21 protein-coding genes, 3 tRNA genes and 2 rRNA genes are annotated in these 24833 nt (G+C 66.6%); 15 read left to right on the forward strand and 11 right to left on the reverse strand.

What is annotated here, in order from left to right; translation table 11 throughout:
* Positions 1-99: 99 nt before the first annotated feature.
* From ACFCQI_RS06460 to ACFCQI_RS06470, 3 genes are all read right to left on the reverse strand, one after another.
* Positions 100-486 carry a phasin family protein gene (locus ACFCQI_RS06460; RefSeq protein ID WP_324895272.1) on the reverse strand — a complete coding sequence of 129 codons (387 nt, stop codon included), beginning with the start codon at positions 484-486 and terminating at the stop codon, positions 100-102.
* 152 nt (positions 487-638) lie between these two features.
* Positions 639-1001: a 6-carboxytetrahydropterin synthase QueD gene (gene queD / locus ACFCQI_RS06465; RefSeq protein ID WP_395120628.1), complete on the reverse strand. Its 363-nt coding sequence runs from the start codon at positions 999-1001 to the stop codon at positions 639-641.
* Positions 1002-1054: 53 nt separating this feature from the next.
* A tRNA-Met gene (locus tag ACFCQI_RS06470) sits at positions 1055-1131 on the reverse strand.
* A 173-nt stretch (positions 1132-1304) separates the two neighbouring features.
* On the opposite strand from ACFCQI_RS06470, the gene ACFCQI_RS06475 reads away from it, so the two are divergent.
* From ACFCQI_RS06475 to ACFCQI_RS06530, 12 genes are all read left to right on the forward strand, one after another.
* Complete coding sequence (locus ACFCQI_RS06475; RefSeq protein WP_395120629.1) at positions 1305-1865, forward strand: RNA pyrophosphohydrolase; 561 nt, start codon at positions 1305-1307, stop codon at positions 1863-1865.
* A 100-nt stretch (positions 1866-1965) separates the two neighbouring features.
* Positions 1966-2748, forward strand: a complete 783-nt coding sequence (locus ACFCQI_RS06480) for a hypothetical protein (protein ID WP_395120630.1) — start codon at positions 1966-1968, stop codon at positions 2746-2748.
* Between the two features lie 20 nt (positions 2749-2768).
* On the forward strand, positions 2769-5570 hold the full coding sequence (locus ACFCQI_RS06485; RefSeq protein ID WP_395120631.1) for a Kelch repeat-containing protein: 2802 nt from the start codon (positions 2769-2771) through the stop codon (positions 5568-5570).
* Between the two features lie 4 nt (positions 5571-5574).
* Positions 5575-6222: a hypothetical protein gene (locus ACFCQI_RS06490; protein WP_395120632.1), complete on the forward strand. Its 648-nt coding sequence runs from the start codon at positions 5575-5577 to the stop codon at positions 6220-6222.
* A gap of 114 nt (positions 6223-6336) precedes the next feature.
* Entirely contained in the window at positions 6337-6522 is a 186-nt protein-coding gene (locus tag ACFCQI_RS06495; RefSeq protein ID WP_395120633.1) for a (2Fe-2S)-binding protein, read from the forward strand.
* 109 nt (positions 6523-6631) lie between these two features.
* Complete coding sequence (gene bfr / locus ACFCQI_RS06500; protein ID WP_395120634.1) at positions 6632-7102, forward strand: bacterioferritin; 471 nt, start codon at positions 6632-6634, stop codon at positions 7100-7102.
* A 114-nt stretch (positions 7103-7216) separates the two neighbouring features.
* Positions 7217-7969 (forward strand): DUF6776 family protein, encoded by a 753-nt coding sequence (locus tag ACFCQI_RS06505; protein ID WP_395120635.1) that lies wholly within the window; start codon positions 7217-7219, stop codon positions 7967-7969.
* Positions 7956-8390, forward strand: a complete 435-nt coding sequence (locus ACFCQI_RS06510) for a polymer-forming cytoskeletal protein (RefSeq protein ID WP_395120636.1) — start codon at positions 7956-7958, stop codon at positions 8388-8390. The genes ACFCQI_RS06505 and ACFCQI_RS06510 overlap by 14 nt, the downstream gene beginning before the upstream one ends.
* Positions 8391-8436: 46 nt before the next feature.
* The gene (gene erpA / locus ACFCQI_RS06515) at positions 8437-8805 is read left to right on the forward strand and encodes an iron-sulfur cluster insertion protein ErpA (protein WP_395120637.1); all 369 of its coding nucleotides are present in this window, start codon (positions 8437-8439) and stop codon (positions 8803-8805) included.
* A gap of 10 nt (positions 8806-8815) precedes the next feature.
* Complete coding sequence (gene nudC, locus ACFCQI_RS06520; protein WP_395120638.1) at positions 8816-9790, forward strand: NAD(+) diphosphatase; 975 nt, start codon at positions 8816-8818, stop codon at positions 9788-9790.
* Between the two features lie 72 nt (positions 9791-9862).
* A complete protein-coding gene (locus ACFCQI_RS06525; RefSeq protein WP_395120639.1) occupies positions 9863-10504 on the forward strand; it encodes a hypothetical protein in 642 nt (213 codons plus the stop codon).
* A gap of 67 nt (positions 10505-10571) precedes the next feature.
* On the forward strand, positions 10572-11441 hold the full coding sequence (locus ACFCQI_RS06530; protein WP_395120640.1) for a beta-lactamase induction protein: 870 nt from the start codon (positions 10572-10574) through the stop codon (positions 11439-11441).
* 76 nt (positions 11442-11517) lie between these two features.
* Here ACFCQI_RS06530 and ACFCQI_RS06535 read toward each other — a convergent pair whose 3' ends face one another.
* On the reverse strand, positions 11518-13392 hold the full coding sequence (locus ACFCQI_RS06535) for an MFS transporter (protein ID WP_395120641.1): 1875 nt from the start codon (positions 13390-13392) through the stop codon (positions 11518-11520).
* Positions 13393-13675: 283 nt separating this feature from the next.
* Here ACFCQI_RS06535 and ACFCQI_RS06540 point away from each other — a divergent pair, with 283 nt between their 5' ends.
* Positions 13676-14251, forward strand: a complete 576-nt coding sequence (locus ACFCQI_RS06540; RefSeq protein WP_395120642.1) for a multiprotein-bridging factor 1 family protein — start codon at positions 13676-13678, stop codon at positions 14249-14251.
* 52 nt (positions 14252-14303) lie between these two features.
* Here ACFCQI_RS06540 and glyS read toward each other — a convergent pair whose 3' ends face one another.
* On the reverse strand, positions 14304-16451 hold the full coding sequence (gene glyS, locus ACFCQI_RS06545) for a glycine--tRNA ligase subunit beta (RefSeq protein WP_395120643.1): 2148 nt from the start codon (positions 16449-16451) through the stop codon (positions 14304-14306).
* Entirely contained in the window at positions 16448-17365 is a 918-nt protein-coding gene (glyQ, locus tag ACFCQI_RS06550) for a glycine--tRNA ligase subunit alpha (RefSeq protein ID WP_395120644.1), read from the reverse strand. Before glyQ ends, glyS begins: the two co-directional genes overlap by 4 nt.
* A 99-nt stretch (positions 17366-17464) precedes the next feature.
* Here glyQ and ACFCQI_RS06555 point away from each other — a divergent pair, with 99 nt between their 5' ends.
* Both ACFCQI_RS06555 and ACFCQI_RS06560 read left to right on the forward strand, forming a co-directional pair.
* A complete protein-coding gene (locus tag ACFCQI_RS06555) occupies positions 17465-19285 on the forward strand; it encodes a GspE/PulE family protein (RefSeq protein ID WP_395120645.1) in 1821 nt (606 codons plus the stop codon).
* Between the two features lie 27 nt (positions 19286-19312).
* Positions 19313-20035, forward strand: a complete 723-nt coding sequence (locus ACFCQI_RS06560) for a glutamine amidotransferase (protein ID WP_395120646.1) — start codon at positions 19313-19315, stop codon at positions 20033-20035.
* Between the two features lie 7 nt (positions 20036-20042).
* On the opposite strand, the gene ACFCQI_RS06565 is transcribed toward ACFCQI_RS06560, so the two are convergent.
* From ACFCQI_RS06565 to ACFCQI_RS06585, 5 genes are all read right to left on the reverse strand, one after another.
* Positions 20043-20726, reverse strand: coding sequence for a rhomboid family intramembrane serine protease (locus ACFCQI_RS06565; protein WP_395120647.1), 684 nt, complete (start codon positions 20724-20726; stop codon positions 20043-20045).
* Between the two features lie 241 nt (positions 20727-20967).
* Positions 20968-21081: ribosomal RNA gene (gene rrf / locus ACFCQI_RS06570) — 5S ribosomal RNA — on the reverse strand.
* 302 nt (positions 21082-21383) lie between these two features.
* Positions 21384-24262: ribosomal RNA gene (locus ACFCQI_RS06575) — 23S ribosomal RNA — on the reverse strand.
* A 204-nt stretch (positions 24263-24466) separates the two neighbouring features.
* Positions 24467-24542: transfer RNA gene (locus ACFCQI_RS06580), tRNA-Ala, on the reverse strand.
* A gap of 1 nt (position 24543) precedes the next feature.
* Positions 24544-24620, reverse strand: a tRNA-Ile gene (locus ACFCQI_RS06585).
* Positions 24621-24833 lie beyond the last annotated feature (213 nt).

The following is a 24833-nucleotide window of genomic DNA, read 5'->3' on the forward strand; positions in this document are numbered from 1 at the left end:
GACGATCTGCCGCGATCGCACGATCTTGCGCACAAAAGAAGGCCGGACATCCCTGTCCGGCCTTCTCGAAGCTTTGTACCGCTGCACGGCAGCCGCGAATTACTTGGCGGCGGCCTTCTTGCCGGCGACCGGCGCGGTCACGGCGTCATTGGCCGCCTGGCGCTGCTCCTGCACCAGCGCGGTCAGCGACTCGGCGGTCTTCTGGGTGATCGACAGCACTTCCTGCGACACCGCCACGGCGCGCTCGGCATTCTCGCGGCTCAGGCTGCTGCCCTTCTCCCACAGGCCGCGCAGGCCGTCGACGTCGCGGGTTTCCATCACGTCGGTGACGAACTCGGCGGAGACCTTGGTCTGCTCCTCGAGCGCCTTGAGCTGCAGCTCGGCAACCTTCTCCAGCCCCTTCAGGGCCAGCGAATGCGCCTTGAACGCGCTGTCGGTGAACTGCTTGGTGAACGCAAAAAGCTGGTTGTTGAATTGCTGGGTCATGGCTTGTTCCTCGGGTGGAGGTGGGGTAGTGGCAGCCACTCTAGCAAGACTTCTGTTGCAATGCAACATGAATTTCCCGGAATCGCCAGACCAGTCGGCAAATGTTCATCCTGTACGCCAACTTGCGGAAATCACCCGCATAACGCAACGCGTCAGAAATCGGCCCGGCTGCAGCTGGCCCCCGAGGTGCAGGTCTCGTGCACCACCACCTTGTCCAGCCCCGCCAGCCGCGGCTCCAGCCGCTGCCAGATCCAGCGCGCCAGCATCTCGCTGGTCGGGTTCTCCAGCCCCTCGATGTCGTTGAGATAGTGGTGGTCGAGCTGGTCATACAGCGGCTGGAAGGTCGTCTTCAGCTCGGCAAAGTCCATCACCCAGCCGAGCCGCGGGTCCGGCTCGCCGGAAACATGAATCTCGACGCGGAACGAATGCCCGTGCAGCCGCGCGCATTTGTGGCCTTCCGGCACGTGCGGCAGGCGGTGGGCTGCTTCGAGCTGAAACACCTTGAAGATGTGCATGGCGACGTCCGCGCGGATGGACACGTCGGCGGGACAGACACGCGCGACACGTTTGGTGGCTATGGGTGGACTCGAACCACCGACCCCAGCATTATGAGTGCTGTGCTCTAACCAGCTGAGCTACATAGCCATTGGGAAGCCGCCGCGGGGCGATCGCCGGCGGGGCGCGGAAGTGTAGTGGGCGTGGCGCGTTCGTTCAAGTCGGCGAGCTTGCCGCTGCTTTGCGGGCTGTGGTTGAATCGGGGCAGGATCGCGCGGCCCTTTTGCCGCCGGTTCGCGGGGCCAAGCCCCGGGAGGCGACGCATGATTGATGTAGATGGCTACCGTCCGAACGTGGGGATCGTGCTGCTCAATGCAGACGGCCAGCTGTTCTGGGCGCGCCGGGTCAATCGTGACGGCTGGCAGTTCCCGCAGGGCGGCATGCGCACCGACGAAACCCCGCTGGAGGCGATGTACCGCGAGCTGGAGGAGGAAACCGGCCTGGCGGCACACCACGTGGAAGTGATCAGCGCCACCCACGGCTGGCTGCGTTATCGCCTGCCCGAGCGCTACGTGCGCCGGCACCAGCGCCCGACCTGCATCGGCCAGAAGCAGGTGTGGTTCCTGCTGAAGCTGGTCGGCGGCGAGGAGGCGCTGAAGCTCGATGCCAACGAGAAGCCGGAGTTCGACATCTGGCGCTGGGTCGACTTCTGGTACCCGGCCGCGCACGTGGTGAATTTCAAGCGCGACGTGTACGCGCGGGCACTGCGCCACTTCGCGCCGCTGGTGGAGGATTTGTTCGGCATGGAGATCGGCACCACGCCGCCACGCGAAGACGCCGACACACCCGTCGGGGGCCCGCGCACCGGACGCGCGGCGGCCTGATCCCGGCCTCCTTCCCGTCACGCTGCGCAACGCCCATCCCGCGTTCGCCGCCGCACGCGCTGTCGTATAGTGCGGCGATTCCAGGGGAAGGAAACAGGGGATGGGTACCCAAGCCAGGCTTCGCGTCGCCCATCGGTGGATGGCGGCGGGCGTACTGCTGATCGCCAGTGTCGGCGTCGCCCGCGCCATCGGCCCGCGCGACGCGCGCAACGGCGAGGAGTGCCGCGCCCAGGTCAACGCTCACTTCGACGCGGTCGAGGCGGAGATGCTGGCGTACGGAAACTACAGGGGCATCGCGGTGACCGAAGACGAAGGCCGCGGCCCCATGTTGCTCGATTGCAAAGGGTTCGAGGATAGCCTGCAGGGCGAGCAGATCGCAGCCGCGCTGCAGCGATTGTCGTTGGCGATCGACACCTTGCGCACGGGCCACGCGCTCACGGCGGCCACGATCGAACAACTGGCAACCGATCGCGCCGGCATCGAGGAGATGTCGCCACAGCCCTATCGCCACGAATACCTCCTGCAGTATGCCGATTACCAGCGCTACCTGTCGTTGGAGACGACCCGCGCCGCCATGGCCCCCACGGGCGACTCGCCCAAGGCGATCCATCGCTGCGGCACGCCTGACCATCCGCTCTTCAGCGATCAACCCTGTGCGTCCCATGGGTCGACCCCGCACGCCGCGCTCGCGGAAACCTGCCACGGTTTGCGCGAACATCTGGCGGACAGCAAGCGCGCCTACGACGCGGCCGCCGCCGCGCTGGTGGCAAGCGCGGATGACGCCGGCGACGGCTGGCGCGCCATCGAAGCGCGGCGCCGCAAGTCTCTCTCGGATCTGCGCTGGTACGGCGATCGCGCCCGCCTGCAGGGCTGCCCTCCGTGATGGGCCGGTTCGCCTTTCTGATGCTGCTCCTCGCCGGCGTGCTCAGCGCAGGCCCAGTGTCCGCGCAATGGCATCCCACGGCGGGCCACCTGCAACCGTTTGGCGGTTACCTGACACCGCTGCGCGGAGGCACGGTGGACGTGCTGTCCGACGGCAGCGTCCTTGCCTACGGCTACGGCATGTCCGCCAACGAGTGGCGCGCCGAACAGGACCAGAACGACGCCTTGCGCCTGCGTCACGGCATGGAAAGCGGGCCGGACCCTTCGCCCAAGCTCTACGATCCCGCCGCCGGGGGCTGGGTGCGCGTACCGCGCGCGCCGCAGTGTCCGGACGGCCATGTCTACCTGCACACCAGCACCGTGCTGGCCGACGGCCGGCTGCTGATCGCCGGCGGCCTGTGCGACGTGGCGCAGGCCTTGAACGATTCGGCGCCGTATCCGCCGTATGCAGGCATGTCGATCTGGGATCCGCTCAAACGACAGTGGCAATCGGCGCCCGCGTTGGCGCAGACGCGCATCTTCCATACCGCCACGGGGATGCCCGATGGCAGCGTGCTGCTGATCGGCGGCGAAAGCGATCCGCAGTTGCCGCACGATGGCAGCGGCGTGCTTGCCAGCGTGGTGCGCTATGCAGGCGGCAAGCTGGTTGCCGCACCGAGGATGGCCACCGCGCGGGCCAAGCACAGCGCGACGGCGCTGTCCGACGGCAGCGTGCTGGTGCTCGGTGGCCTTGATGACACCAATCATCCGCTGGCTTCGGCCGAACTGCTCGACGCCCGCGGACAGGCCTGGCGAACGCTGCCACCGATGCACGTGGCACGCTACGCGCACACCGCCACCCTGCTCGCCGATGGCCGCGTACTGGTGGCCGGCGGCATGGGCGAGGATGGCCGGCCGCTGCGTTCGGTGGAGCTATGGGACCCGCGCAGCGGCGCATGGATCGAGGGCGCGGAGCTCCCGGTGGGGCTGTACGGCCACGCTGCGGTGCGGCTGGCCTCCGGTGCCGTACTGGTCGCCGGCGGCACCTGGCTGCAGCCGGTCCAGGGACAATCCTCGCCGTGGGCGTGGTTGTGGGATCCGCATTCGCAAGGTTGGCAACTTGCCGGAACCACTTCTCCCAGCGTGGGCAACGACGCGCCGCAGCCGCTCGGCATGGTGGCGCGATCCGATGGCAGTGCGTTGATCTTCACCGCCAACGGGGTGTTGCGCTGGTCACCCGAGACACCGGCTGCGGAGGTGCCCGCTTGGCGATCGACGCCCGCGATCGACGCGCTGCCCGGGCATCGCGTGATTCTGGTGGGCTACCTCGCCGACGATTTTCGCGGGCTGCCGGTGGCGCGCATCTGGAACGCGCGCACCGATCGCTGGAGCAGCACCGGCCCGCTGGAGGCGGACTCGGCGGGACACCCCGCGGCCTTGGCGCTGCGGTCGGGGGATGTCCTGTATGTAACGATGAAATCGCGGCACGAGTTGCAGTGTCACCGCTGGTCCGCTCCCATCAACCGCTGGTCCGGCTGCGGCGGCGCGACCTTGCAATACCTGGCCGATTCACGGCCGCAACTGGGCCTGTTGCCGGACGGGCGCGCGTTTGCCCTGGTCAACATGCACGAGGCCGCGGTGCTGAACGAGCGCACGGCGCGCTGGACGATCTGGCGCGTCGACTGGCACGACAAGGGGATCACCTACGGCGCGCCGGTGCACGGCCAGCAGCCGCTAGCCACCATCACCGACCCGACAGGACGCGAAAGCTTCGAGATCAACGACGCTGGCGCCCGCTTCGTGCACGCCGATGGTTGGCGGGCCACCGCGATGCTGTGGAACGCCGGCACCGGCTGGTGGGATTACGTGTTGATGGGGCGCCAGATGGGCGCCGACGCGCAGCGCCTGCCCGATGGCTGCGCCATCTCGACGTATCCGGTGGCGCTGTATCGGCCGGCGGATGCGCGGGTGTTCGCGCTGTCCGACCCTGGCTTCGGCAGCACCAGCCACGTTATGGCGGTCCTCGATGACGGCACCGTGGTGGTGGCGGGGCCGGGCCGCGACACGCTGGCAGCGGGCGCCGGCTTTTTCCATCGCCAGGCAAGCTGCCGCGGCTTTGCCCCGCCACCGCCGGGCGATCGCTACATCTCGCCCACCGTCGCGATGAAGCCGATCGCGCCGCCACCCACGGCTGCTGCGCCCGTGGCGAAGGCGGCGGCGCCGCGTGGACAGCAGCACTTCAGCTGGGACGGCATCGGCAACGTCAAGTGGGTCATCCTCGCCTGCCTGGGTTCGTGGCTGGCCTATCGACTGTTGCGCCGCGTCGCCTGGCCGCGCTTGCGCGGCGGCTATTCGCTGGCCGCCCGGTTGCTGGTGTATGGCGGGCTGGCCATCGTGCTGATGCCGTGGGTGCTGTCGCTGTCGACCTGCGTGCACCGCGTGCCCAAGGCCGATTGGGAACGCATGGGCGTGGCCGCACGCGAGACCGCCAAGGTGATGATGACGCCGAGCCAACGGCCATGCGGGCTCATCGGCCTGTGGTCGTCCACGCACAAAAGCATCATGCGGCGCATCGAATTGCGCGACGACGGTCGCTACGTGATGACCCCCAGCGCGTTCGACCGGCGCTCGACCGCCGGCTTTACCGGCCGCTGGAAAGTACAGGCTGACAAGATCGTGTGGCAGCCCGACGGGAGTGGCGTGATCGACGTCAACGCAATGCTGGAGGCAAGCGACGGCCGCTTCCAGGTGATCGAAACCGATGGCGCACCGACCCGTTTCGAGCGCATCCAGGCGAAGCCATCGACGCAGTGCGACAAACCCGCAAGCCAGGCACGGGAGTGATCGGATGACGCCCACGGTTCGATGGACGATCACGCTGCTGCTGGCGGCGACAGGCGTGTTTTCCGCCCGCGCGGACGACGCGGTCTACAAGTGCCGGGGCGACGTGTTCCAGGACCATCCCTGCGACGGCGCGGTCCCGGCTGCGCCTGCATCATCGACCGTGCCGCCCCCGCCTGCTTACGACGAGCGGGCACTGGAGCGCGAACTCGACCGGTTGCAGGCGCTGGGCGTGGGCATGATCCAGCGAACCCTGCCCGAGACGCAGCCGCCGCGGGTGGCGCCGGTGTCGAAGATGCACGGCTTGTTCAAGCCGGAACCGCGCCTGTCCCGCATGGCGCGCGAGTTGCGCGACCGGGCGATCACCGCGCGCATGCAGGCACAGGCCGAGCACGGCAATGCGGTATCGGCCGCAAAGCTTGGCCAGGCGATCGAACAACAGGAGCAGGACTGCGGCGGCGAACTGGAGAAGCTGCCCACGGTGGGCATGAGCGATGAGGCCTTCCGCCAGTGCACCATGCTGGCCCGCTTTGGCGAGGTGGACCAGATCGTGGTGAGTCAGGCCGACGGCGTGGCGTTGCGGCTGTACGTATTCCCCACGGCCGGGGTCCGCGTGTATTCCATCGGCGGCGTGGTGACCGCGATCAAGCCGTGAGCGGAGGGCCCACGCGGCGGGCAAGACCGACGCGCTGAACGGACGACCGCCCCGCCCAGTCGATTGTTGACAATCGTTCGCATTCGCGTTCTCATATGCGTCATGTACGTCTGCATGTGCAATGCCGTCACCGACCACGACATCCGCCGCGAAGCGGCCGATGGCGTGCAGACTTTTGCCGAATTGCAGGCGCGCACCGGCTGTTCGGACTGTTGCGGCTGCTGCGGCGACGAAGCCCGCGCCACCTTCGAGCAGGCTCGCCGGCAGGTGCTCTGCCAGCTTCCGCTCGTCGCCGCCTGAGCCGACCTCGGGCTTCGCGCCCGGCGGCAAACCATTGGCATTCTCATTTCCGTCCTGACCGTCGCGGAGTTTGTATAGTCCGTGGGTCCGTCGCGATGGAGGAAAGGCCATGAAGGGTGATGCCAAGGTCATCGAGTTTCTCAACAAGGTGCTCTACAACGAGCTGACCGCGATCAACCAGTATTTTCTGCATGCCCGGATGTACAAGAACTGGGGCTACACCGAGCTGGCCGAGCACGAATACAAGGAGTCGATCGACGAGATGAAACACGCCGATCGGCTGATCGAGCGCATCCTGTTCCTCGACGGGCTGCCCAACCTGCAGCGGCTGGGCAAGCTGCGCATCGGCGAGCATCCGGTGGAAGCTCTGCAGGGCGACCTGGACCTGGAGCTGGCCGCCACCGTCGACCTGCGCGAAGCAATCGCCTACAGCGAAGGCATCGCCGACTACATCAGCCGCGATCTGTTCAAGCACATCCTGCATGACGAGGAAGAACACATCGACTGGCTGGAAACCCAGTTCAACCTGATCAAGGACATCGGCGCGGAACGCTATCTGCAGAGCAAGATGCAGAGCTGACGCCGGTCGCGCAGCGCGCACGCCGCCACGGCGCATCCGCGCGGGCGTGCGCCCGTTCCTTGACGCTTTCGTCACGCCCGGGCTATACCTCGGGTTTTCCGGGAACGTCCTCCCATGGGTTCACGACCACCTCCGCGTCTCGTGGTGCGCAGGCACGACGACGTCGGCCATCGCTGGCGCCGCCTGGGGTGGGGTTTGGCGTGGTTGGCCAGCCTGCTGGCGGTGGGCGCGGCGGTGCATGTGCTGGGCGTGCGCGGCACGCCGGCAGTAGTCGACCACAAGCAGCAGCGTGCGCTGCTGGCCGAGGTCGACGATCTCAAGCAGCAGGTGGCGAACCTGCAGCGCGCCGGCCAGGTCAACGAGGTGGCCACCAGCGCCTTGCGCGGCACTCTCGCGCAGCGCGAGAAGGAGTTGAGTGCGCTGCGTTCGGACCTCGGGTTCTATTCGCGCCTGGTCGCCGGCAACGATCAGCGCCAGGGCCTCAAGCTGCAGGAGGTGAAGCTGCAGCCGATCGCCGGTTCGCGCGGCTGGACGCTGATCCTCAGCCTGACCCAGAACGCCAAGCGCGGCGCCGAGGTCAACGGCCATGCCACGGTCAGCGTGGAGGGCATGCGCAAGGACAAGGTCGTGACGCTGGACTGGCCGGCGCTGGGCGACGGCGCGCAGAAGGACGGCCTGCCGTTCCGCTTCACCTATTTCCAGCAGTTGCAGGGCACGATCGTGCTGCCCGCGGATTTCCGGCCGACACGGCTGCGCATCCGCGTCGATCCGGCCAGCGGCGAGACCTTCAGCCGCACCGTGGCGTGGAGCGCCGCCTTGTCCGGCAACATCACCACCGCCGAGGGAGACCGAGATGCTCAACCGTAGACGCAGCGACCGCAACCGCGGCAGTTCCGAAACCAGCCTGATCGCCCGCGGCACGGTGATCCGCGGCGACTTGCGCTTCAGCGGCGCCTTGCACCTGGACGGACGCATCGAAGGCACCGTGCTGGCCGAGGGCGACGATGCCATGTTCACTCTGAGCGAGCATGGCGAGGTGGAGGGCGAGGTGCGCGTGCCGCAGGCGGTGATCAACGGGCACATCACCGGCGACGTGTACATCAGCGTGCGGCTGGAGCTGGCGCCGCTGGCGCGCATCGACGGCGACCTGCGCTACCACACGCTGGAAATGGCTGCCGGCGCCCAGGTCAACGGGCACATGGCGCGCCAGGCCGAGCCGGCGCAGCGCGCGCTGGCGGCGCCGGCGACCGACGCCACCGGCAGCGACGAGGAAGCCTTGCCGGCCTGACGCGCTATGCTTGCATCTGTCCGCCTTCATCCCCATTCAGATCGCCATGGAAACCATCGTCGCAATCCCCGATTACCGCAGCGGCGGCGCTCCGCTGGAGTTCACCGCGGCCGCCGCGCACAAGGTGCATGAGCTGATTGCCGAGGAAGGCAATCCGCAGCTGAAGCTGCGCGTGTATATCTCCGGTGGCGGCTGCTCGGGGTTCCAGTACGGCTTCACCTTCGACGAGGCACAGGCCGAGGACGATCTGGCGGTCGAGCGCGAGGGCGTCACGCTGCTGTGCGATCCGCTGTCGCTGCAGTACCTCACCGGCGCGCAGATCGACTACGCCGAGAACCTCAGCGGCGCGCAGTTCGTGATCAGCAATCCGAACGCGAAGACCACCTGCGGCTGCGGCTCCTCCTTCACCGCCTGACCTCCTCGCCATGGACCAGGCCAGGCTGCCGCGCCCCAACACCTTCGCCGGCCTGAGCCTGGTGCTCGACCGCATGGCCGAGCATCGCGACGAGGCGACGTGGGTGGCCGCGCAGGCACGCGCCGACACGGCTCGCTACCTGCTGCTGGATGCCACCGGCGAGGCCTATCTCCGCCGCGACGACGACGCGCTGCGCTGGCTCACCGCCGCCGAACGTACGCAATGGCTGGCCGACACGCGTGCCAGCTTGCTCGGCATCGCGCACGGGCGGCCGCACTTCCTGCTGGTAGTGAGCGATCGCGAGCAGGGCGACGCGCTGGAAACCGCGCTGGACGCACGCCGCATGAGCCTGCGCAGCGCCGGCCTGTTGCTGCCTGCGGACGAGGCCGGCCTGTTCGCCTATGCCAAGGGGCTGTCGCACTGGCAACGTGAGACGCAGTTCTGCGCGTACTGCGGCGGGCCGTTGCAGCTGGTGGCCGCCGGGCATCGGGCGCAATGCCGCAACCCCGATTGCGCGCGACTGCATTTCCCGCGCACCGATGCGGCGGTAATCATGCTGGTGGAGCACGACGGCGCCTGCCTGCTGGGCCGCCAGCCCGGCTGGCCGCCGCACCGCTATTCCACCCTGGCCGGCTTCGTCGAGCCGGGCGAGGCGCTGGAAGATGCCGTGCGCCGCGAGGTGGCCGAGGAATCGGGCGTGATCGTGGACGAGGTGCGCTACCACTCCTCGCAGCCTTGGCCGATGCCGGCGTCACTGATGGTCGGCTTCATCGCCACCGCGGTATCGCGCGAGATCCGCATGCGCGACCTCGAACTGGAGGATGCGCGCTGGTTCACCCCGCAGCAGATCGTCGACGGCATCGCCGACGGCAGCTTCCTGCCGTCCACACGCTTGTCGGTGTCCTACCGGCTGCTGGCGCACTGGCTGCACGGGCGCGCCGGACTGGACCTGGACGCGTTGACCGCCGTCGCGCCCGTCGCCTGATCCCTTCCGGCGGAACTCCATCGCGGCGCGCGGGTCGTTGTCCGGGTACCCGGCCACGGATGGACCTCTCCCATGCACCCGACTCACCGCTTTCCGGCAGCGATGCGCGCATCGAGCGGGCGCGTCGCCATCCACGTGGCGGTGATCGGCGTGCATCTGGCGGCATGGCTGGTCTGTTTCCATGCCAGCCCGCGCGTCTGGCGGCCCGCCGCACTCTGGCGCCATCCGCCATCGACGCCGCTCACCCTCCGGTTGCTGACGGTGGTGGCCACGGCCGCACCGCCCAGGCGGCCATCGCGGCGTCCTTCGGTACGGCGCCCTCCGCCGCCCCGAGGCATCGTCACGTCACCGACGCCCACACCGCTGCCGGCGACGTCACCGGCGCGCGAGCGCAGCGCGATCACCACCAAAGCCGACGTACCCGGTTACGTCGCCGGCGGCAATCTTCTGCGCGGCGGGATGTCCATGCCGCGCCCGGTCCGCCTGCCCGGCTCCTCGACGCCGATCGTGGAGGGTTTCCGCATGGTCGACCCGCGCATGCAGGGCGTCGGCGGCGCCGTGCGCACGGTGCAGGCGCTGTTCGGCGTGGTCGACCCGCACTGCATGGACGTGGAGGTCTGGCGCGGCATGACGCCGGCCGAGCAGTTGGCCCGGCACATCAGCTCCACCGACGTCGAACGCACCGCCGAGCGCTACCACTGCGGGCCCGGCTGAGCGGCGAGCGCCAGCGGGCTGCACACGCGCTCGTTACAATGCGGCCATTGTCCGGGAGTGCGTCACCATGGCCATCCGTCTGCTCGTTGCCCTGATCGCCCTTGGCCTGCTGCATGTCTCGCCGCAACTGGCCAGCTGGCGCCGCGACGGCCTGTTCCGGCGCTGGGTGGCGCAGTTGTCCGACACCAGTGGCGCCGGCCGCGTGGTGCTGGCGCTGGCCCCGCCGCTGCTGCTGTGCGCGCTGCTGGTGTGGCTGTTCGGGCACACCGTACTGGGCGAGTTGCTGCCGCTGCTGTTCGCCGTGGTGGTGCTGATCTACTGCTTCGGTCCACGCGAGTTCGAGCGTGACCTGGAGGCGATCCTCGCCGCGCCCGACGACGTCAGCCGCGAGGCGGCGGCGCAACGGCTGTCCGACGACGGGCGCCCGGTGCGCTGGCACGCCCCGGCGCTGGGCGAGGCGATCGTCTATGCAGCGTTGCGCCGACGCTTCGCGGTGCTGCTGTGGTTTTTCCTGCTCGGCCCGGTCGGCGCGCTGCTGTACCGGCTGGCGCAGACGCTGGGGCGCGACGACTCGCTGGCGCTCGACGGCGACAGCCAGCATGCCGCCCGCTACCTCGCCAACGCGCTGGACTGGTTGCCGGCCCAGGTGCTGACCTTCACCCTGGCCGTGGTCGGCCACTGGGATGCGGTGATCGAGGCGTGGCGGCGCTGGCACATCCAGGCCACGCCGACCAGCTGGTATCAGCGCGGCCCCGGCTTTCTCGGCGCCGCGGCGCAAGCCGACGTGCGCATCGACATCGAGGCCGGCGACGGCTATGCCGAGGAGCACAGCGATCCGCTGGACGAGCTGCGACGCCTGCGCGGCGCCTTGCTGCGCGCCTTGCTGGCCTGGCTCAGCGTGATCGCCTTGCTGGTGATCGGCAGCTGGGTGAGCTGAAGCCGGCGGGCGGGGCCGGCTTGGACCAGCTACGCCAAGGCAGGGCGGGCACTGCCCGCCGCTTGCCCCGCCGCGCTCAGGCAAGCTCCCCGCGCAATTCGCGAACCCTGGCTTCCAGCGATGCGGCGCTGGCCGCCTGCGGCGGCACCGGCGCATCCACGACCAGTTCCACCCGCGCCCGGAAGCGCCGCGGCAGGCGCAGGCGGCCGAGCCGGGTGTCGCGCCGGCTCCACACGCTGCCCCACAACCCCCGCAGCGCCAGCGGCACTACCGGCACCGGGCGCCGGGCCAGGATCTTCTCCAGCCCTGGCCGGAATGGCGCGATCTCGCCATCGCCGGTCAGGCCGCCCTCGGGGAAGATGCATACCAGCTCGCCGTCGGCCAGCGCCGCGTCGATCGCGTCGTACGCCTGCTGCAGCACGACCGGATCTTCCTTTTGCCCGGCAATCGGAATCGCCTTGGCCGTGCGGAACACGAAACGCAGCAGCGGGGTGTGGAAGATCCGGTAATACATCACGAAGCGCGCCGGCCGCCGCAGGTTGGCCATCAGCAGCAGCGGGTCCATGAAGCTGACGTGGTTGCACACCAGCAGCGCCGGACCTTCCTCGGGCAGATGCTGCGTGCCGTCGACGCGCACCCGGTACAGCGTGTTCACCAGCACCCAGGTGATGAAGCGCATCAGGAACTCGGGCACCAGGGTGAAGATGTACACCGCCACCAGCACGTTGAGCAGGGCGGCCAGCAGGAAGATGGTGGCCGCGTCCATGCCCAGCCGGCCCAGCACCAGCCCGAACACCGCGGCCAGCACGATCAGCAAGGCATTGATGATGTTGTTGCCGGCGATTACCCGCGACAGCCGCTCGCGCGGCGTGCGCGACTGCACGAAGGCAAACAGCGGCACCACGTAAAAGCCGGCGAACACGCCGATGGCGGTGAGGTCGAGCACGGTGCGCCAGCTGCCGGCGCCGTGCAGGAACGCCAGCCAGTCCAGCCCGCGCGTGGCCGCAAGCCCGTGCCGGGCCAGGTACAGGTCGATGCCGAACACGGTGAGGCCGAACGCGCCCAGCGGCACCAGGCCGATCTCCACCCGCTTGCCGGACAGCTTCTCGCACAGCAGCGCGCCGCCGCCGGTGCCGATCGAGAACAGGGTCAGCACCAGCGTGTTGACCGAGCCGTCGCCGCCCAGCGTCTCGCGCGTGTAGATCGGCAACTGCGCGATCAGCACGGTGCCGAAGAACCAGAACCACGAGATGCCCAGCACCGCGTTGAACACCGCGCGATCGGCGCGGGTGATGCCCAGCACGCGGGCGGTCTCGCTGAACGGGTTCCAGTTGAACTTCAGGTCTGGCGCGGTCGCCGGCGCGGCCGGAATGCGCCGGCTGGCCAGATAGCCGGCCACCGCCACCACGATGGTCGCGCCGGAGGCCAGCATGGGCCCCACGCCGGCCACCAGCATCAGCGAGTTGCCGGCGATCATGCCCACCAGCATCGCCATCTGCGTGCCCATCTCGACCAGGCCGTTGCCGCCGACCAGTTCCTCGTTCTTCAGTGCCTGCGGCAGGATCGCGTACTTGATCGGCCCGAACATGGTCGAGTGCATGCCCATCATGAACAGCACCACCAGCAGCAGCGAGGTGTGGTGGGTGTAGAAGCCGTACGCGGCCAGCGTCATCGCCGCGATCTCGAACAGCTTCACGTAGCGGATGATGCGGCTCTTCTCGTACTTCTCCGCCAGCTGGCCGGCGGTGGCGGAAAACAGGAAGAACGGGATGATGAACAGTGCCGGCGCCAGGTTGGTGTAGATCCCCACGGTGCGGTCGTCCAGCCCCATCTGGAACGCCACCAGCATCACCAGCGCATTGCGGAACGCATTGTCGTTGAAGGCGCCCAGCGCCTGGGTCCAGAAGAACGGCGCGAAACGCCGCTTGCCGAGCAATCCGAATTGGCTCATGCCTTGTCCTGTGATGGGTCCCCGGCGCCACCACGGCCGGCGGCGACCGGGCGACGGTAGCAGCTGCGGCGCACCGGACGAAAGATCGGCATGGCATGAAACTCCCCGCCATTCGCGCGGTCGCAACCTGGTTGCCGGCGCCGGTTCGGGGTCGACGGCTTGGCACGGCACCGGCGGCGGGCGCAAAATGCTGCGTGGACGACCCGGTTTTCCCGCCGCGGCGATCGTCCCCGAAATCTTGCGCCCCGGTGCAGTCTCCTACCCTACCGACACGGCCACTCCCATGAGCAAGTCCTCTCCCCAGGTTTCCGGCGGCACCTTCGCCGACCGCATCCGGCTGCTGATCCAGCGCGTCGGCAGCGCCACCGAGATCGCCCGCATGTGCGGCTTCTCCGAAGGCGTGGTGCGCAGCTGGCGCGACGGCAATACCGACCCCTCGCGCGCACGCTGCGTCACCCTGGCGCGCACGCTGGGCATCTCGCTGGTATGGCTGGTGGCCGGCGAGGGCGGCATCCAGATCGACCCGACCCCGACCATGCAGGACGACCAGCACAGCAGCCAGGTCGTGCGCACCCAACGCGTCCACGCCAAATCCGGTACGGTCACCCGTCTGCCGTTGTCCGCGCAGATGCAGGGGTTGGACCCGCAGCGCCTGAACACGGCGATGCAGATGCTGCAATCGGAACTGGAACTGGCCGGCAGCCCGCTGGGCCTGGCCGAGAACACCGACCTGCTCACCGAGCTGTACGAGATCCTCGGCCCGGGCGGCGTCAACGTGGACGCCGGCGCGATGATGGCGTTCAACCGCCACCTCGCCCAGCGCCTGCGCAAGGATCGCCTGGCCTCCACCACGGCCTGAAATCCGGGCGCACTCCCGCGGGGTGGGCGTTCGCCCGTTCCGCGGTTCTGCGTCAGAGCAGGGCGATGTCAGCCACGGTGCTGAACTGGCTCTTCAACTGATTGAGCAGCGCCAGGCGGTTGGCCCGCACGGCGGGGTCTTCGGCGTTCACCAGCACGTTGTCGAAGAACGCATCCACCGGCACCTGCAGTTGTGCCAGGCGGGCCAGCACGGCAGCGTAATCGCCGGCGGCCTCAGCCGCGGCGCTGTCCTGCCGCGCGGCGGCCAGCGCATCGGCCAGGTCGCGCTCCGCCTCCGCCTCGAAACAGGCCGGGTCGACCGTCCGCCCGATCGGCGGCGCACCGGCCTCCTCGGCCTGCTTGCGCAGGATGTTGGCGACGCGCTTGTTGGCTGCCGCCAGGCTCACCGCCTCGGGCCGGCGGCCGAACTCGACCACCGCGCGCAGGCGCCGGTCGAAGTCGGCCAGGCTGGCCGGCTGCACCGCCAGCACGGCTTCGAAGGCCCCGTGTTCGAAGCCCTGTTCGGCGTAGTAGCCGCGCAGGCGCTCATGCACGAAGTCGAGCAGCTCCTCCAGCAGGATCGCGCGCCGCGCGCCCGCCTGCAGCGCCGGCGGCTTGCCGTCCTTGCCGGGCTTGAGGCCGGCCGCCAGCGCGGCATCGGGCAACTGCTCCAGCGCCTCGATGAAACTCGCGCGCAGGTCCAGTTCCAGGCCGCCCTCGATCAGGGTGCGCGCCAGGCCCAGCGCCGCGCGGCGCAGCGCGAACGGGTCCTTGTTGCCACCGGGTTTCATGCCGATGGCGAAGATGCCGGCCAGGGTATCGAGCCGCTCGGCCACCGCCAGCACCTGACCCAGGGGGTCCGCGGCGATGCGGTCGCCACCGAAGCGCGGTTGGTAGTGGCTGTCCAGCGCCTCGGCCACCGCCGGCGGTTCGCCGTCATGGACGGCGTAATAGCGCCCCATCACGCCCTGCAGCTCGGGAAACTCGCCGACCATGCGGGTCAGCAGGTCGCACTTGGCCAGGCTGGCGGCGCGCGTCGCCAGCGCCGCATCGACGCCGACCCGGTTGGCCACCACCCGCGCCAGTTCGGCCACGCGCACGCTCTTGTCCCACTGGCTGCCCAGCGCCTGCTGGTAGGTGACGTTTTTCAGCTGCTCCTGGTAGCTGGCCAGCGGCGTCTTGAGGTCCTCGTCCCAGAAGAACTTGGCGTCGGCGAAACGCGGCCGGATCACCCGTTCGTAGCCACGGCGGATCTCGACCGGGTCCTTGCTCTCGATGTTGGCGATGCCGATGAAGTGTTCGGTCAGCTTGCCCTCGGCGTCGAACACCGGCACGAATTTCTGGTTCGCCACCATGGTGGTGACCAGTGCCTCGGCAGGCACTTCCAGGAAGCGGCGCTCGAAGGTGCAGGCGATCGCCACCGGCCATTCGGTGAGGTTGGCCAGCTCGTCCAGCAGCGCGTCATCCAGTTGCGGCGTGCCGCCGGTGCCTTGCGCGGCGAGCTCGATCTGCTGGTGGATGCGCAGACGCCGCTCGCGCGGATCGGCCAGCACCTTTGCGGCGCGCATCGCGTCGAGCCAGCCGTCGGCGTCGGCCACGTGCACCGGTTGCGGATGCATGAAACGGTGGCCGCGCGACTTGCGCCCGCTGGCCAGGCCCAGCACTTGGCCGTCGACGATGTCGGCGCCGTGCAGGATCACCAGCCAGTGCACCGGGCGCACGAAACTGTAGTCGTGGTCGGCCCAGCGCATCGGGCGCGGGATCGGCAGCGCCTTGAGCGCCTCGTCGATGATCTCCGGCAGCAGGGCCGCCAGCGACTGGCCCGGCCTGACCGCACGCCAGACGAACCACGCGCCCTTGTCGGTTTCGAGCTTCTCCAGCTGGCCGACGTCGACGCCGCATGAGTGCGCGAAACCAAGCAGGGCCTTCGACGGCCGCCCTTCGGCGTCGAGCGCGGCGGCCACCGCGGGGCCGCGGCGTTCGATGGATTGCGCCGGCTGCGCCGCCGCCACCGCAGGGATGAAGGCCGCCAGCCGGCGCGGCGAGGCGTAGGCCACCGCCTGGTCCAGCCCGGCGCTGACGCCGCGCGCGGCCAGCCCGCCCACGATGCCGCGCAGGAATGCGGCGGACAGCTCGTCCAGTGCGCGCGGCGGCAGTTCCTCGGTGCCCAGTTCGATCAACAGCGACTTGCCGGCGTTCATGCGGCCTGCTCCTGGTGGGCACCAGCGTGCTTGAGGCCGGGAAAGCCCAGCTTCTCGCGTTGCGCCACGTAGGCCTCGGCGACGGCGCGCGACAACCCGCGCACGCGCAGGATGTAACGCTGGCGCTCGGTGACGCTGATCGCGCGGCGCGCATCGAGCAGGTTGAAGGTGTGGCTGGCCTTCATCACCTGCTCGTAGGCGGGCAGCGGCAGGTTGGCCGCCACCAGCTTGTTCGCCTCGCCCTCGCAGACGTCGAACCAGCGCAGCAGCTCGGCCACGTTGGCGTGCTCGAAGTTGTAGGTGCTCTGCTCGACTTCGTTCTGGTGGAACACATCGCCGTAGGTGACGGTGCCGCGCGGGCCGTCAGTCCAGACCAGGTCAAAAACGCTATCCACGTTTTGCAGGTACATGGCCAGGCGCTCCAGGCCATACGTGATCTCGCCGGTGACCGGCCGGCACTCGATGCCGCCGGCCTGCTGGAAGTAGGTGAACTGGGTGACCTCCATGCCGTTCAACCACACCTCCCAACCCAGTCCCCAGGCACCCAGCGTGGGTGATTCCCAGTTGTCCTCGACGAAGCGCAGATCGTGCACCAGCGGGTCGAGGCCGAGCTCCTTCAGCGAGCCGATGTACAACTCCAGGATGTTCTCCGGGTTCGGTTTCATCACTACCTGGTACTGGTAGTAGTGCTGCAGGCGGTTCGGGTTTTCGCCGTAGCGGCCGTCGGTGGGGCGACGCGACGGCTGCACATAAGCGGCCGACCAGGGCTCCGGGCCGAGCGCACGCAGGAAGGTGGCCGGATGGAACGTACCGGCGCCCACTTCGGTGTCCAGCGGCTGCAGCAGTACGCAACCCTGCGCCGCCCAGTAGCGGTTGAGGGTCTGGATCACATCCTGGAAGGTGCGCGCGGACATGGCTTTCCGTGACCTGGGTTAAAGCGCGTTAGTATAGCCGCAGCTCGCTTTGCGGCTGGAATTTCCGGCTGGCGGAGCCTTGCACAGGACACTTGCCGGATGGCTGCATCGCCACAAATTGCCTCGCTGCTCGGCCGTCGTGGCCGACTCGAACTGGACGAGGTGCTGGCCGCGCTGGTGGTCGACGGTTACGCGCTCGCCGAGGATGCGAAGAACGTGCGCATGGGCGCGCGCGCCGGCCGCAGCACGGTGGAGCTGCACCCGCTGGTGGTGATCGCCAACGCCAAGTTGATCAACCAGCGCGAGCCCGGCCGGCCATTGAGCCTGGAGACGCTGGCCGAGTGGCTGGCTGGCCATGCCGGCTTGCCGTACCTCAAGATCGATCCGATGAAGATCAACGCAGCCACGGTCACCCAGGTGGTGAGCCTGGCCTACGCGAAACGGCACCGCATCCTGCCGATCGCGGCGACCGTGGGCGAGGTGACGTTCGCCACCAGCGAACCGTTCGACGACGCCTGGGCGCCCGACCTGGCCCACATGCTGCGGCGGGACATCAAACGCGTCGTGGCCAGCCCGATCGACATCAACCGCTACCAGCAGGAGTTCTACGGCGTCCAGCGCTCGATCCAGCTGGCGCAGGACGCCAAGACCGGCAGCGACAGCTCCTCGGCGATCCTCAACTTCGAGCAGTTGGTGGAGCTGGGCAAGAGCGGCGAGGTCGGCGCCGACGATCGCCATGTGGTGCACATCGTCGACTGGCTGCTGCAGTACGCCTTCGAGCAGCGCGCCTCGGACATCCATCTGGAACCACGACGCGAGACCGGCTACATCCGCTTCCGCATCGACGGCGTCATGCAGAAAGTGTTCGAGTTGCCGGCGCCGGTGATGACCGCAGTGACCGCACGCATCAAGATCCTCGCCCGCATGGACGTGGCCGAGAAGCGCCGGCCGCAGGACGGCCGCATCAAGACGCGCTCTGCCTCCGGGCGCGAGGTGGAGTTGCGCATCTCGAACATGCCCACCGCCTTCGGCGAGAAGGTGGTGATGCGCATCTTCGATCCGGATCTGGTGGTGAAGGATTTCGCCCAGCTGGGTTTCTCGCCGAGCGAGGCGGAGAACTGGCGCAACATGGTCGAGCGCCCGCACGGCATCGTGCTGGTCACCGGCCCCACCGGCTCGGGCAAGACCACCACGCTGTATTCCACACTCAAGCACCTGGCCACGCCAGAACTCAACGTGTGCACCGTGGAGGACCCGATCGAGATGGTCTCGCCGGAGTTCAACCAGATGCAGGTGCACGCGGCGATCGACCTCGATTTCGCCGCCGGTGTGCGCACGCTGCTGCGGCAGGACCCGGACATCATCATGGTCGGCGAGATCCGCGACCTGGAAACCGCGCAGATGGCGGTGCAGGCCTCGCTCACCGGACACCTGGTGCTGTCCACGCTGCACACCAACGACGCGCCCAGCGCGGTCACCCGCCTGCTCGATCTCGGCGTGCCGCACTACCTGATCCAGTCCACCCTCACCGGCGTGGTGGCGCAACGCCTGGTGCGCACGCTGTGCCCGCATTGCAAGCAGGCCACCACCCAGGACCCGCTGGCGTGGAACGTGCTGACCCGCGGCTGGGCGATGCCGGTGCCGGCGCAGGTGTACCGGGCGGTCGGCTGCCTGGAATGCCGCAACACCGGCTTCATGGGCCGCACCGGCATCTACGAGATGATGAAGCTCTCGCCGCATCTGCGCGGCATGATCTCGGCCGAACTCGACCTCAGCGGCTTCGGCCAGGCTGCGTTGGACGAGGGCATGCGCCCGCTGCGCATCTCCGCCGCCGACCAGGTCGCCGCCGGACTGACCACGGTGCAGGAAGTGCTGACCGTGTTGCCACCGATCGACGCCTTGGCCGATGATCCGCACTAGCGCGTCAAACCTCCCCCGAGACACCGCATGAAACCCGTCCTGATCATCCGTACCGGCCGGGCGCCGGACAGCATCCGTGCGCGCCACGGCGATTTTCCGCACTGGTTCCGCCTCGCCGCCGGACTGCGCCCGGAGCGCCTGCGCATCGTCGACGTGGCGGCCGGCGAAACGCTGCCGGCGGCGGGCGAGGTGGCCGGCGCCATCGTCACCGGCTCGGCCGCGATGGTCACCGAGAAACTACCCTGGAGCGAAGCGACCGCCGGCTGGATCCGCGACGCGATGGACGCCGAGGTGCCCTTGTTCGGCGTCTGCTACGGCCACCAGCTGATGACGCACGCGTTGGGTGGACGGGTCGATTACCTGCCCGGCGGGCGTGAGATCGGCACCCAGTCGATCGGGGTCAGCGCAGGGCAGGCGCACGACCCGCTGGGCGCTGGCCTCCCCGCCAGTTTTCGCGCGCACACCACGCACGAGCAGAGCGTGCTGGAGCCGCCCGCGGGGGCGCAGATCCTGGCCAGCTCGGCACGCGACCCGCACCAGTGGCTACGCTACGGGCCGAACGCGATCAGCGTCCAGTTTCATCCCGAGTTCAACGCCGAGGTGATGCGCGCCTACATCCGGCGCAAGCGCCACGACCTGCATCGCGAAGGTGCCGACGCCGCGCGCATCTTCAGTGACGTGGCCGCCACCCCGATCGCGCGCCGATTGTTGCGCCGCTTCGCCCATCTGCACGGTTGGGCCGGCGACTGAGCCGCCATCAGCCGCGCAAGCGCCTGGCGATCGCCTCGCGCGAGAACAGCGCAAACCCCACGCCGAACACGAAACCGCCGATGTGCGCCCACCACACGTAGGCACCATAGCTGGGCCCGGCATAGCTGAACAGCAATTGCAGCAGCACCCACATGCCGATCAGCAGGAAGGCCGGCACGCGCACGAACTGCAAGTACAGGCCGAGCGGCAACACCAGGCCCAGGCGTGCCCGCGGAAACAGCGCCACGTAGGCGCCCACCACCGCCGATACCGCACCGCTGCAGCCGATGATCGGCAGGCGCACGCCGGCCAGCGACAGCGCCCCGATCAGGTTGGCCACCACGCCGCCGATGACGAACAGCACCAGGAAGCGCAACGATCCCAGCGCACGCTCACCGGGCAAGCCGAAGATCACCAGGAACAGCAGGTTGCCCAGCAGATGCAGCCAGGTGACGTGGATGAAGAGCGCCGTGAACAGCCGCAGCAGCGCCGGATCGGTCAGCTGCGGCAGCAATGGCTCGTGCGCATCGAAGATGTTCGCCGGCACCGTACCCCACTGCAGCAGCAGCGCGATGCGCTGCGGCGCCGGGATCATTGCCAATCCGACGAAACAGACCACACACAGACTGACCAGCAGCACGGTCGCCCAATGCCAGCGCGGCCGGCGGCGCGTTTCCACATGGACAAACAAAAGCCATCCCTCCGCCTCGCCCGCGCGCTGGCGCGTGACCTGGCCATCATAGGCGATCGCTGCCGCATGACCTTGACGCAATGCGGCTCTTGGCCGGTGGCTGTCGCAGGGTCACCCGAGCGCAGGTCCACCTCGAGAACGAGCTCCCTGGCGGTGACCTGTTGCAGGTTGCGGGCGGCGGTGGCGGCGGCAGAAAAGAAAAACCCCCACCGTTGCCGGTGAGGGTGTTTCGGGATAAAGCCCCTGGCGGTGACCTACTCTTGCATGGCAAAGCCACACTACCATCGGCGCATGCGCGTTTCACTTCTGAGTTCGGGATGGGATCAGGTGGGACCACGCCGCTATGGCCGCCAGGGAAGGGGTGGGAGCAGCGCGCGTGCGCCAGCTCCACGTTTCTGAAGAGGCGGCCCTGACGGCCGGCTCTTCCGCGAAAGATCCCTCGAGGTGTTGAAGAGTCCGCCATGGATGGCGAGGTGTTGACTCCTCTTTCCGTGAGAGGGATCTCACGTGAGATAAATCGTAAACGAGTGACAAGCGTCGAGGTGAAATTCAACCGTTTCGAGACAGTGCTCGAGGCGGCTCCTTTGAAGAGTCCGGCCAGGGATGGCCGGTGGCTCCGCAGAGGGACCTGCGTCAAACAAAGCCACTTGGGGTTATATGGTCAAGCCGCACGGCTCATTAGTACAGGTAAGCTCAACGCATTGCTGCGCTTCCACATCCTGCCTATCAACCACCTGGTCTTGATGGTGCCTTCAGGAGAGTCAAGCTCTCGGGAGATCTCATCTTGGGGCGTGCTTCCCGCTTAGATGCTTTCAGCGGTTATCACTTCCGTTCATAGCTACCGGGCAATGCCTCTGGCGAGACAACCCGAACACCAGCGGAACGTCCACTCCGGTCCTCTCGTACTAGGAGCAGCCCCCCTCAAATCTCCAACGCCCACGACAGATAGGGACCGAACTGTCTCACGACGTTCTGAACCCAGCTCGCGTACCACTTTAAATGGCGAACAGCCATACCCTTGGGACCGGCTACAGCCCCAGGATGTGATGAGCCGACATCGAGGTGCCAAACACCGCCGTCGATATGAACTCTTGGGCGGTATCAGCCTGTTATCCCCGGAGTACCTTTTATCCGTTGAGCGATGGCCCTTCCATACAGAACCACCGGATCACTAAGACCTACTTTCGTACCTGCTTGATCCGTCGATCTCGCAGTCAAGCACGCTTATGCCTTTGCACACAGTGCGCGATGTCCGACCGCGCTGAGCGTACCTTCGTGCTCCTCCGTTACTCTTTGGGAGGAGACCGCCCCAGTCAAACTACCCACCATACACGGTCCCTGACCCGGATAACGGGCCGAGGTTAGAACGTCAAGCACTTCAGGGTGGTATTTCAAGGATGGCTCCATGCAAACTGGCGTCTGCACTTCAAAGCCTCCCACCTATCCTACACAGAAGAACTCAACGTTCAGTGTAAAGCTATAGTAAAGGTTCACGGGGTCTTTCCGTCTTGCCGCGGGAACGCTGCATCTTCACAGCGAATTCAATTTCACTGAGTCTCGGGTGGAGACAGCGCCGCTGTCGTTACGCCATTCGTGCAGGTCGGAACTTACCCGACAAGGAATTTCGCTACCTTAGGACCGTTATAGTTACGGCCGCCGTTTACTGGGGCTTCGATCAAGAGCTTCGCCTTGCGGCTGACCCCATCAATTAACCTTCCAGCACCGGGCAGGCGTCACACCCTATACGTCCACTTTCGTGTTTGCAGAGTGCTGTGTTTTTGATAAACAGTCGCAGCGGCCAGGTTACTGCGACCCATCGGTGCTCAGCTACGCATGTAGCCACACTGATGGGCGCACCTTCTCCCGAAGTTACGGTGCCATTTTGCCTAGTTCCTTCACCCGAGTTCTCTCAAGCGCCTTGGGATTCTCACCCTGCCTACCAGTGTCGGTTTACGGTACGGTTCTTCTACAGCTGAAGCTTAGTGGCTTTTCCTGGAAGCGTAGTATCAGTCACTTCGCCCAAAAGGGCTCGTCATAAGTGCTCGGCATAAAGGATCCCGGATTTGCCAAAGATCCATGCCTACCTCCTTTCCCCGGGACAACCAACGCCCGGTAGACCTAACTTTCTCCGTCCCCACATCGCACTGTAGAAAAGTGCGGGAATATTAACCCGCTTCCCATCGACTACGCATTTCTGCCTCGCCTTAGGGGCCGACTCACCCTGCGCCGATGAACGTTGCGCGAGGAAACCTTGGGCTTTCGGCGGGGGGGCTTTTCACCCCCCTTATCGTTACTCATGTCAGCATTCGCACTTCCGATACCTCCAGCAGACTTTACAATCCACCTTCACAGGCTTACGGAACGCTCCTCTACCGCGCACATTGCTGTGCACCCCGAGCTTCGGTGTCTAGCTTAGCCCCGTTAAATCTTCCGCGCAGACCGACTCGACCAGTGAGCTATTACGCTTTCTTTAAAGGATGGCTGCTTCTAAGCCAACCTCCTGGCTGTCTATGCCTTTCCACATCGTTTTCCACTTAGCTAGAACTTGGGGACCTTAGCTGCGGGTCTGGGTTGTTTCCCTTTTCACGACGGACGTTAGCACCCGCCGTGTGTCTCCCGGATAGTCTGTCCTGGTATTCGGAGTTTGCCATGGTTTGCTAAGTCGCGATGACCCGCTAGCCATAACAGTGCTCTACCCCCAGGAAGATTCGTCCGAGGCGCTACCTAAATAGCTTTCGAGGAGAACCAGCTATCTCCGAGTTTGTTTAGCCTTTCACTCCTATCCTCAGCTCATCCCCATCTATTGCAACAGATGTGGGTTCGGTCCTCCAGTGCGTGTTACCGCACCTTCAACCTGGCCAAGGATAGATCACTCGGTTTCGGGTCTACTGCCTGAGACTATGCGCCCTATTCAGACTCGATTTCTCTTCGCCTCCCCTATACGGTTAAGCTTGCCACAGACAGTAAGTCGCTGACCCATTATACAAAAGGTACGCAGTCACCCTTGCGGGCTTCCACTGCTTGTACGTATACGGTTTCAGGGTCTATTTCACTCCCCTCTCCGGGGTTCTTTTCGCCTTTCCCTCACGGTACTAGTTCGCTATCGGTCAGTCAGGAGTATTTAGCCTTGGAGGATGGTCCCCCCATGTTCAGACAAGGTTTCACGTGCCCCGCCTTACTCAATTTCATATCAAGTGCCCTTTCGTCGACTGGGCTATCACCATCTATGGCCGGCCTTTCCATGCCGTTTGACTAGAACACAAGATACTTTTGGGCTAGTCCGCGTTCGCTCGTCGCTACTGACGGAATCTCGGTTGATTTCTTTTCCTCCGGGTACTTAGATATTTCAGTTCCCCGGGTTCGCCTCGCATGACTATGTATTCATCATGCGATACCGCTTGCGCGGTGGGTTTCCCCATTCGGACATTGCCGGATCAAAGCTTGTTGCCAGCTCCCCGACACTTTTCGCAGGCTGCCACGTCCTTCATCGCCTCTGACTGCCAAGGCATCCACCGTATACGCTTAGTCGCTTGACCATATAACCCCAAGTCGCCTCGGGGCATGCCCCCTCCTCAGGGGCAGCCAAGTTACTTCGTTTCGTGCCTTAACACTTGCCTCGGTTCGGTTCGAACCAAGACGCTTGTCACTCGTTTACGTGTTTTCAAAGAACATCGTGCCGGCCTCAATGCCGGTCGATTTCAAAATCTTTCGTGTGCTGATACTTCACGCGCCCACTGGAGTGGTGGAGCCAGTCGGGATCGAACCGACGACCCCCTGCTTGCAAAGCAGGTGCTCTCCCAGCTGAGCTATGGCCCCATGGTGGGTCTGGGTGGACTCGAACCACCGGCCTCACCCTTATCAGGGGTGCGCTCTAACCACCTGAGCTACAGACCCATGAAAGGTGAACCCCAGAACCCGCGAGCCAAGCTACCTGGTCCCGCTTGACGGGGCCGTAAGCCTCGTTCGAAGCGGCTGTTGTGAAGAGTCCGGCCATGGAGGGCCGGTCTTGATGTTCGCTCTTCGCAACAGGGACGTTGCGTAAGCAAACCCTTCGCGTGAAGTACAGGTGTCTTGTGTGGACGTCTTGCACCGATCGGTGCGACGTGT

The sequence above is a fragment of the Rhodanobacter sp. FW102-FHT14D06 genome (genome assembly GCF_043950705.1).
GTDB lineage: Bacteria > Pseudomonadota > Gammaproteobacteria > Xanthomonadales > Rhodanobacteraceae > Rhodanobacter.

What these genes read in the sequence shown, in the direction of transcription:
- ACFCQI_RS06460 (WP_324895272.1), bottom strand. Translation starts at nt 486, where the DNA reads ATGACCCAGCAATTCAACAACCAGCTTTTTGCGTTCACCAAGCAGTTC.
- queD (WP_395120628.1), bottom strand. Translation starts at nt 1,001, where the DNA reads ATGCACATCTTCAAGGTGTTTCAGCTCGAAGCAGCCCACCGCCTGCCG.
- ACFCQI_RS06475 (WP_395120629.1), top strand. Translation starts at nt 1,305, where the DNA reads ATGATTGATGTAGATGGCTACCGTCCGAACGTGGGGATCGTGCTGCTC.
- ACFCQI_RS06480 (WP_395120630.1), top strand. Translation starts at nt 1,966, where the DNA reads ATGGGTACCCAAGCCAGGCTTCGCGTCGCCCATCGGTGGATGGCGGCG.
- ACFCQI_RS06485 (WP_395120631.1), top strand. Translation starts at nt 2,769, where the DNA reads ATGCTGCTCCTCGCCGGCGTGCTCAGCGCAGGCCCAGTGTCCGCGCAA.
- ACFCQI_RS06490 (WP_395120632.1), top strand. Translation starts at nt 5,575, where the DNA reads ATGACGCCCACGGTTCGATGGACGATCACGCTGCTGCTGGCGGCGACA.
- ACFCQI_RS06495 (WP_395120633.1), top strand. Translation starts at nt 6,337, where the DNA reads ATGTGCAATGCCGTCACCGACCACGACATCCGCCGCGAAGCGGCCGAT.
- bfr (WP_395120634.1), top strand. Translation starts at nt 6,632, where the DNA reads ATGAAGGGTGATGCCAAGGTCATCGAGTTTCTCAACAAGGTGCTCTAC.
- ACFCQI_RS06505 (WP_395120635.1), top strand. Translation starts at nt 7,217, where the DNA reads ATGGGTTCACGACCACCTCCGCGTCTCGTGGTGCGCAGGCACGACGAC.
- ACFCQI_RS06510 (WP_395120636.1), top strand. Translation starts at nt 7,956, where the DNA reads ATGCTCAACCGTAGACGCAGCGACCGCAACCGCGGCAGTTCCGAAACC.
- erpA (WP_395120637.1), top strand. Translation starts at nt 8,437, where the DNA reads ATGGAAACCATCGTCGCAATCCCCGATTACCGCAGCGGCGGCGCTCCG.
- nudC (WP_395120638.1), top strand. Translation starts at nt 8,816, where the DNA reads ATGGACCAGGCCAGGCTGCCGCGCCCCAACACCTTCGCCGGCCTGAGC.
- ACFCQI_RS06525 (WP_395120639.1), top strand. Translation starts at nt 9,863, where the DNA reads ATGCACCCGACTCACCGCTTTCCGGCAGCGATGCGCGCATCGAGCGGG.
- ACFCQI_RS06530 (WP_395120640.1), top strand. Translation starts at nt 10,572, where the DNA reads ATGGCCATCCGTCTGCTCGTTGCCCTGATCGCCCTTGGCCTGCTGCAT.
- ACFCQI_RS06535 (WP_395120641.1), bottom strand. Translation starts at nt 13,392, where the DNA reads ATGAGCCAATTCGGATTGCTCGGCAAGCGGCGTTTCGCGCCGTTCTTC.
- ACFCQI_RS06540 (WP_395120642.1), top strand. Translation starts at nt 13,676, where the DNA reads ATGAGCAAGTCCTCTCCCCAGGTTTCCGGCGGCACCTTCGCCGACCGC.
- glyS (WP_395120643.1), bottom strand. Translation starts at nt 16,451, where the DNA reads ATGAACGCCGGCAAGTCGCTGTTGATCGAACTGGGCACCGAGGAACTG.
- glyQ (WP_395120644.1), bottom strand. Translation starts at nt 17,365, where the DNA reads ATGTCCGCGCGCACCTTCCAGGATGTGATCCAGACCCTCAACCGCTAC.
- ACFCQI_RS06555 (WP_395120645.1), top strand. Translation starts at nt 17,465, where the DNA reads ATGGCTGCATCGCCACAAATTGCCTCGCTGCTCGGCCGTCGTGGCCGA.
- ACFCQI_RS06560 (WP_395120646.1), top strand. Translation starts at nt 19,313, where the DNA reads ATGAAACCCGTCCTGATCATCCGTACCGGCCGGGCGCCGGACAGCATC.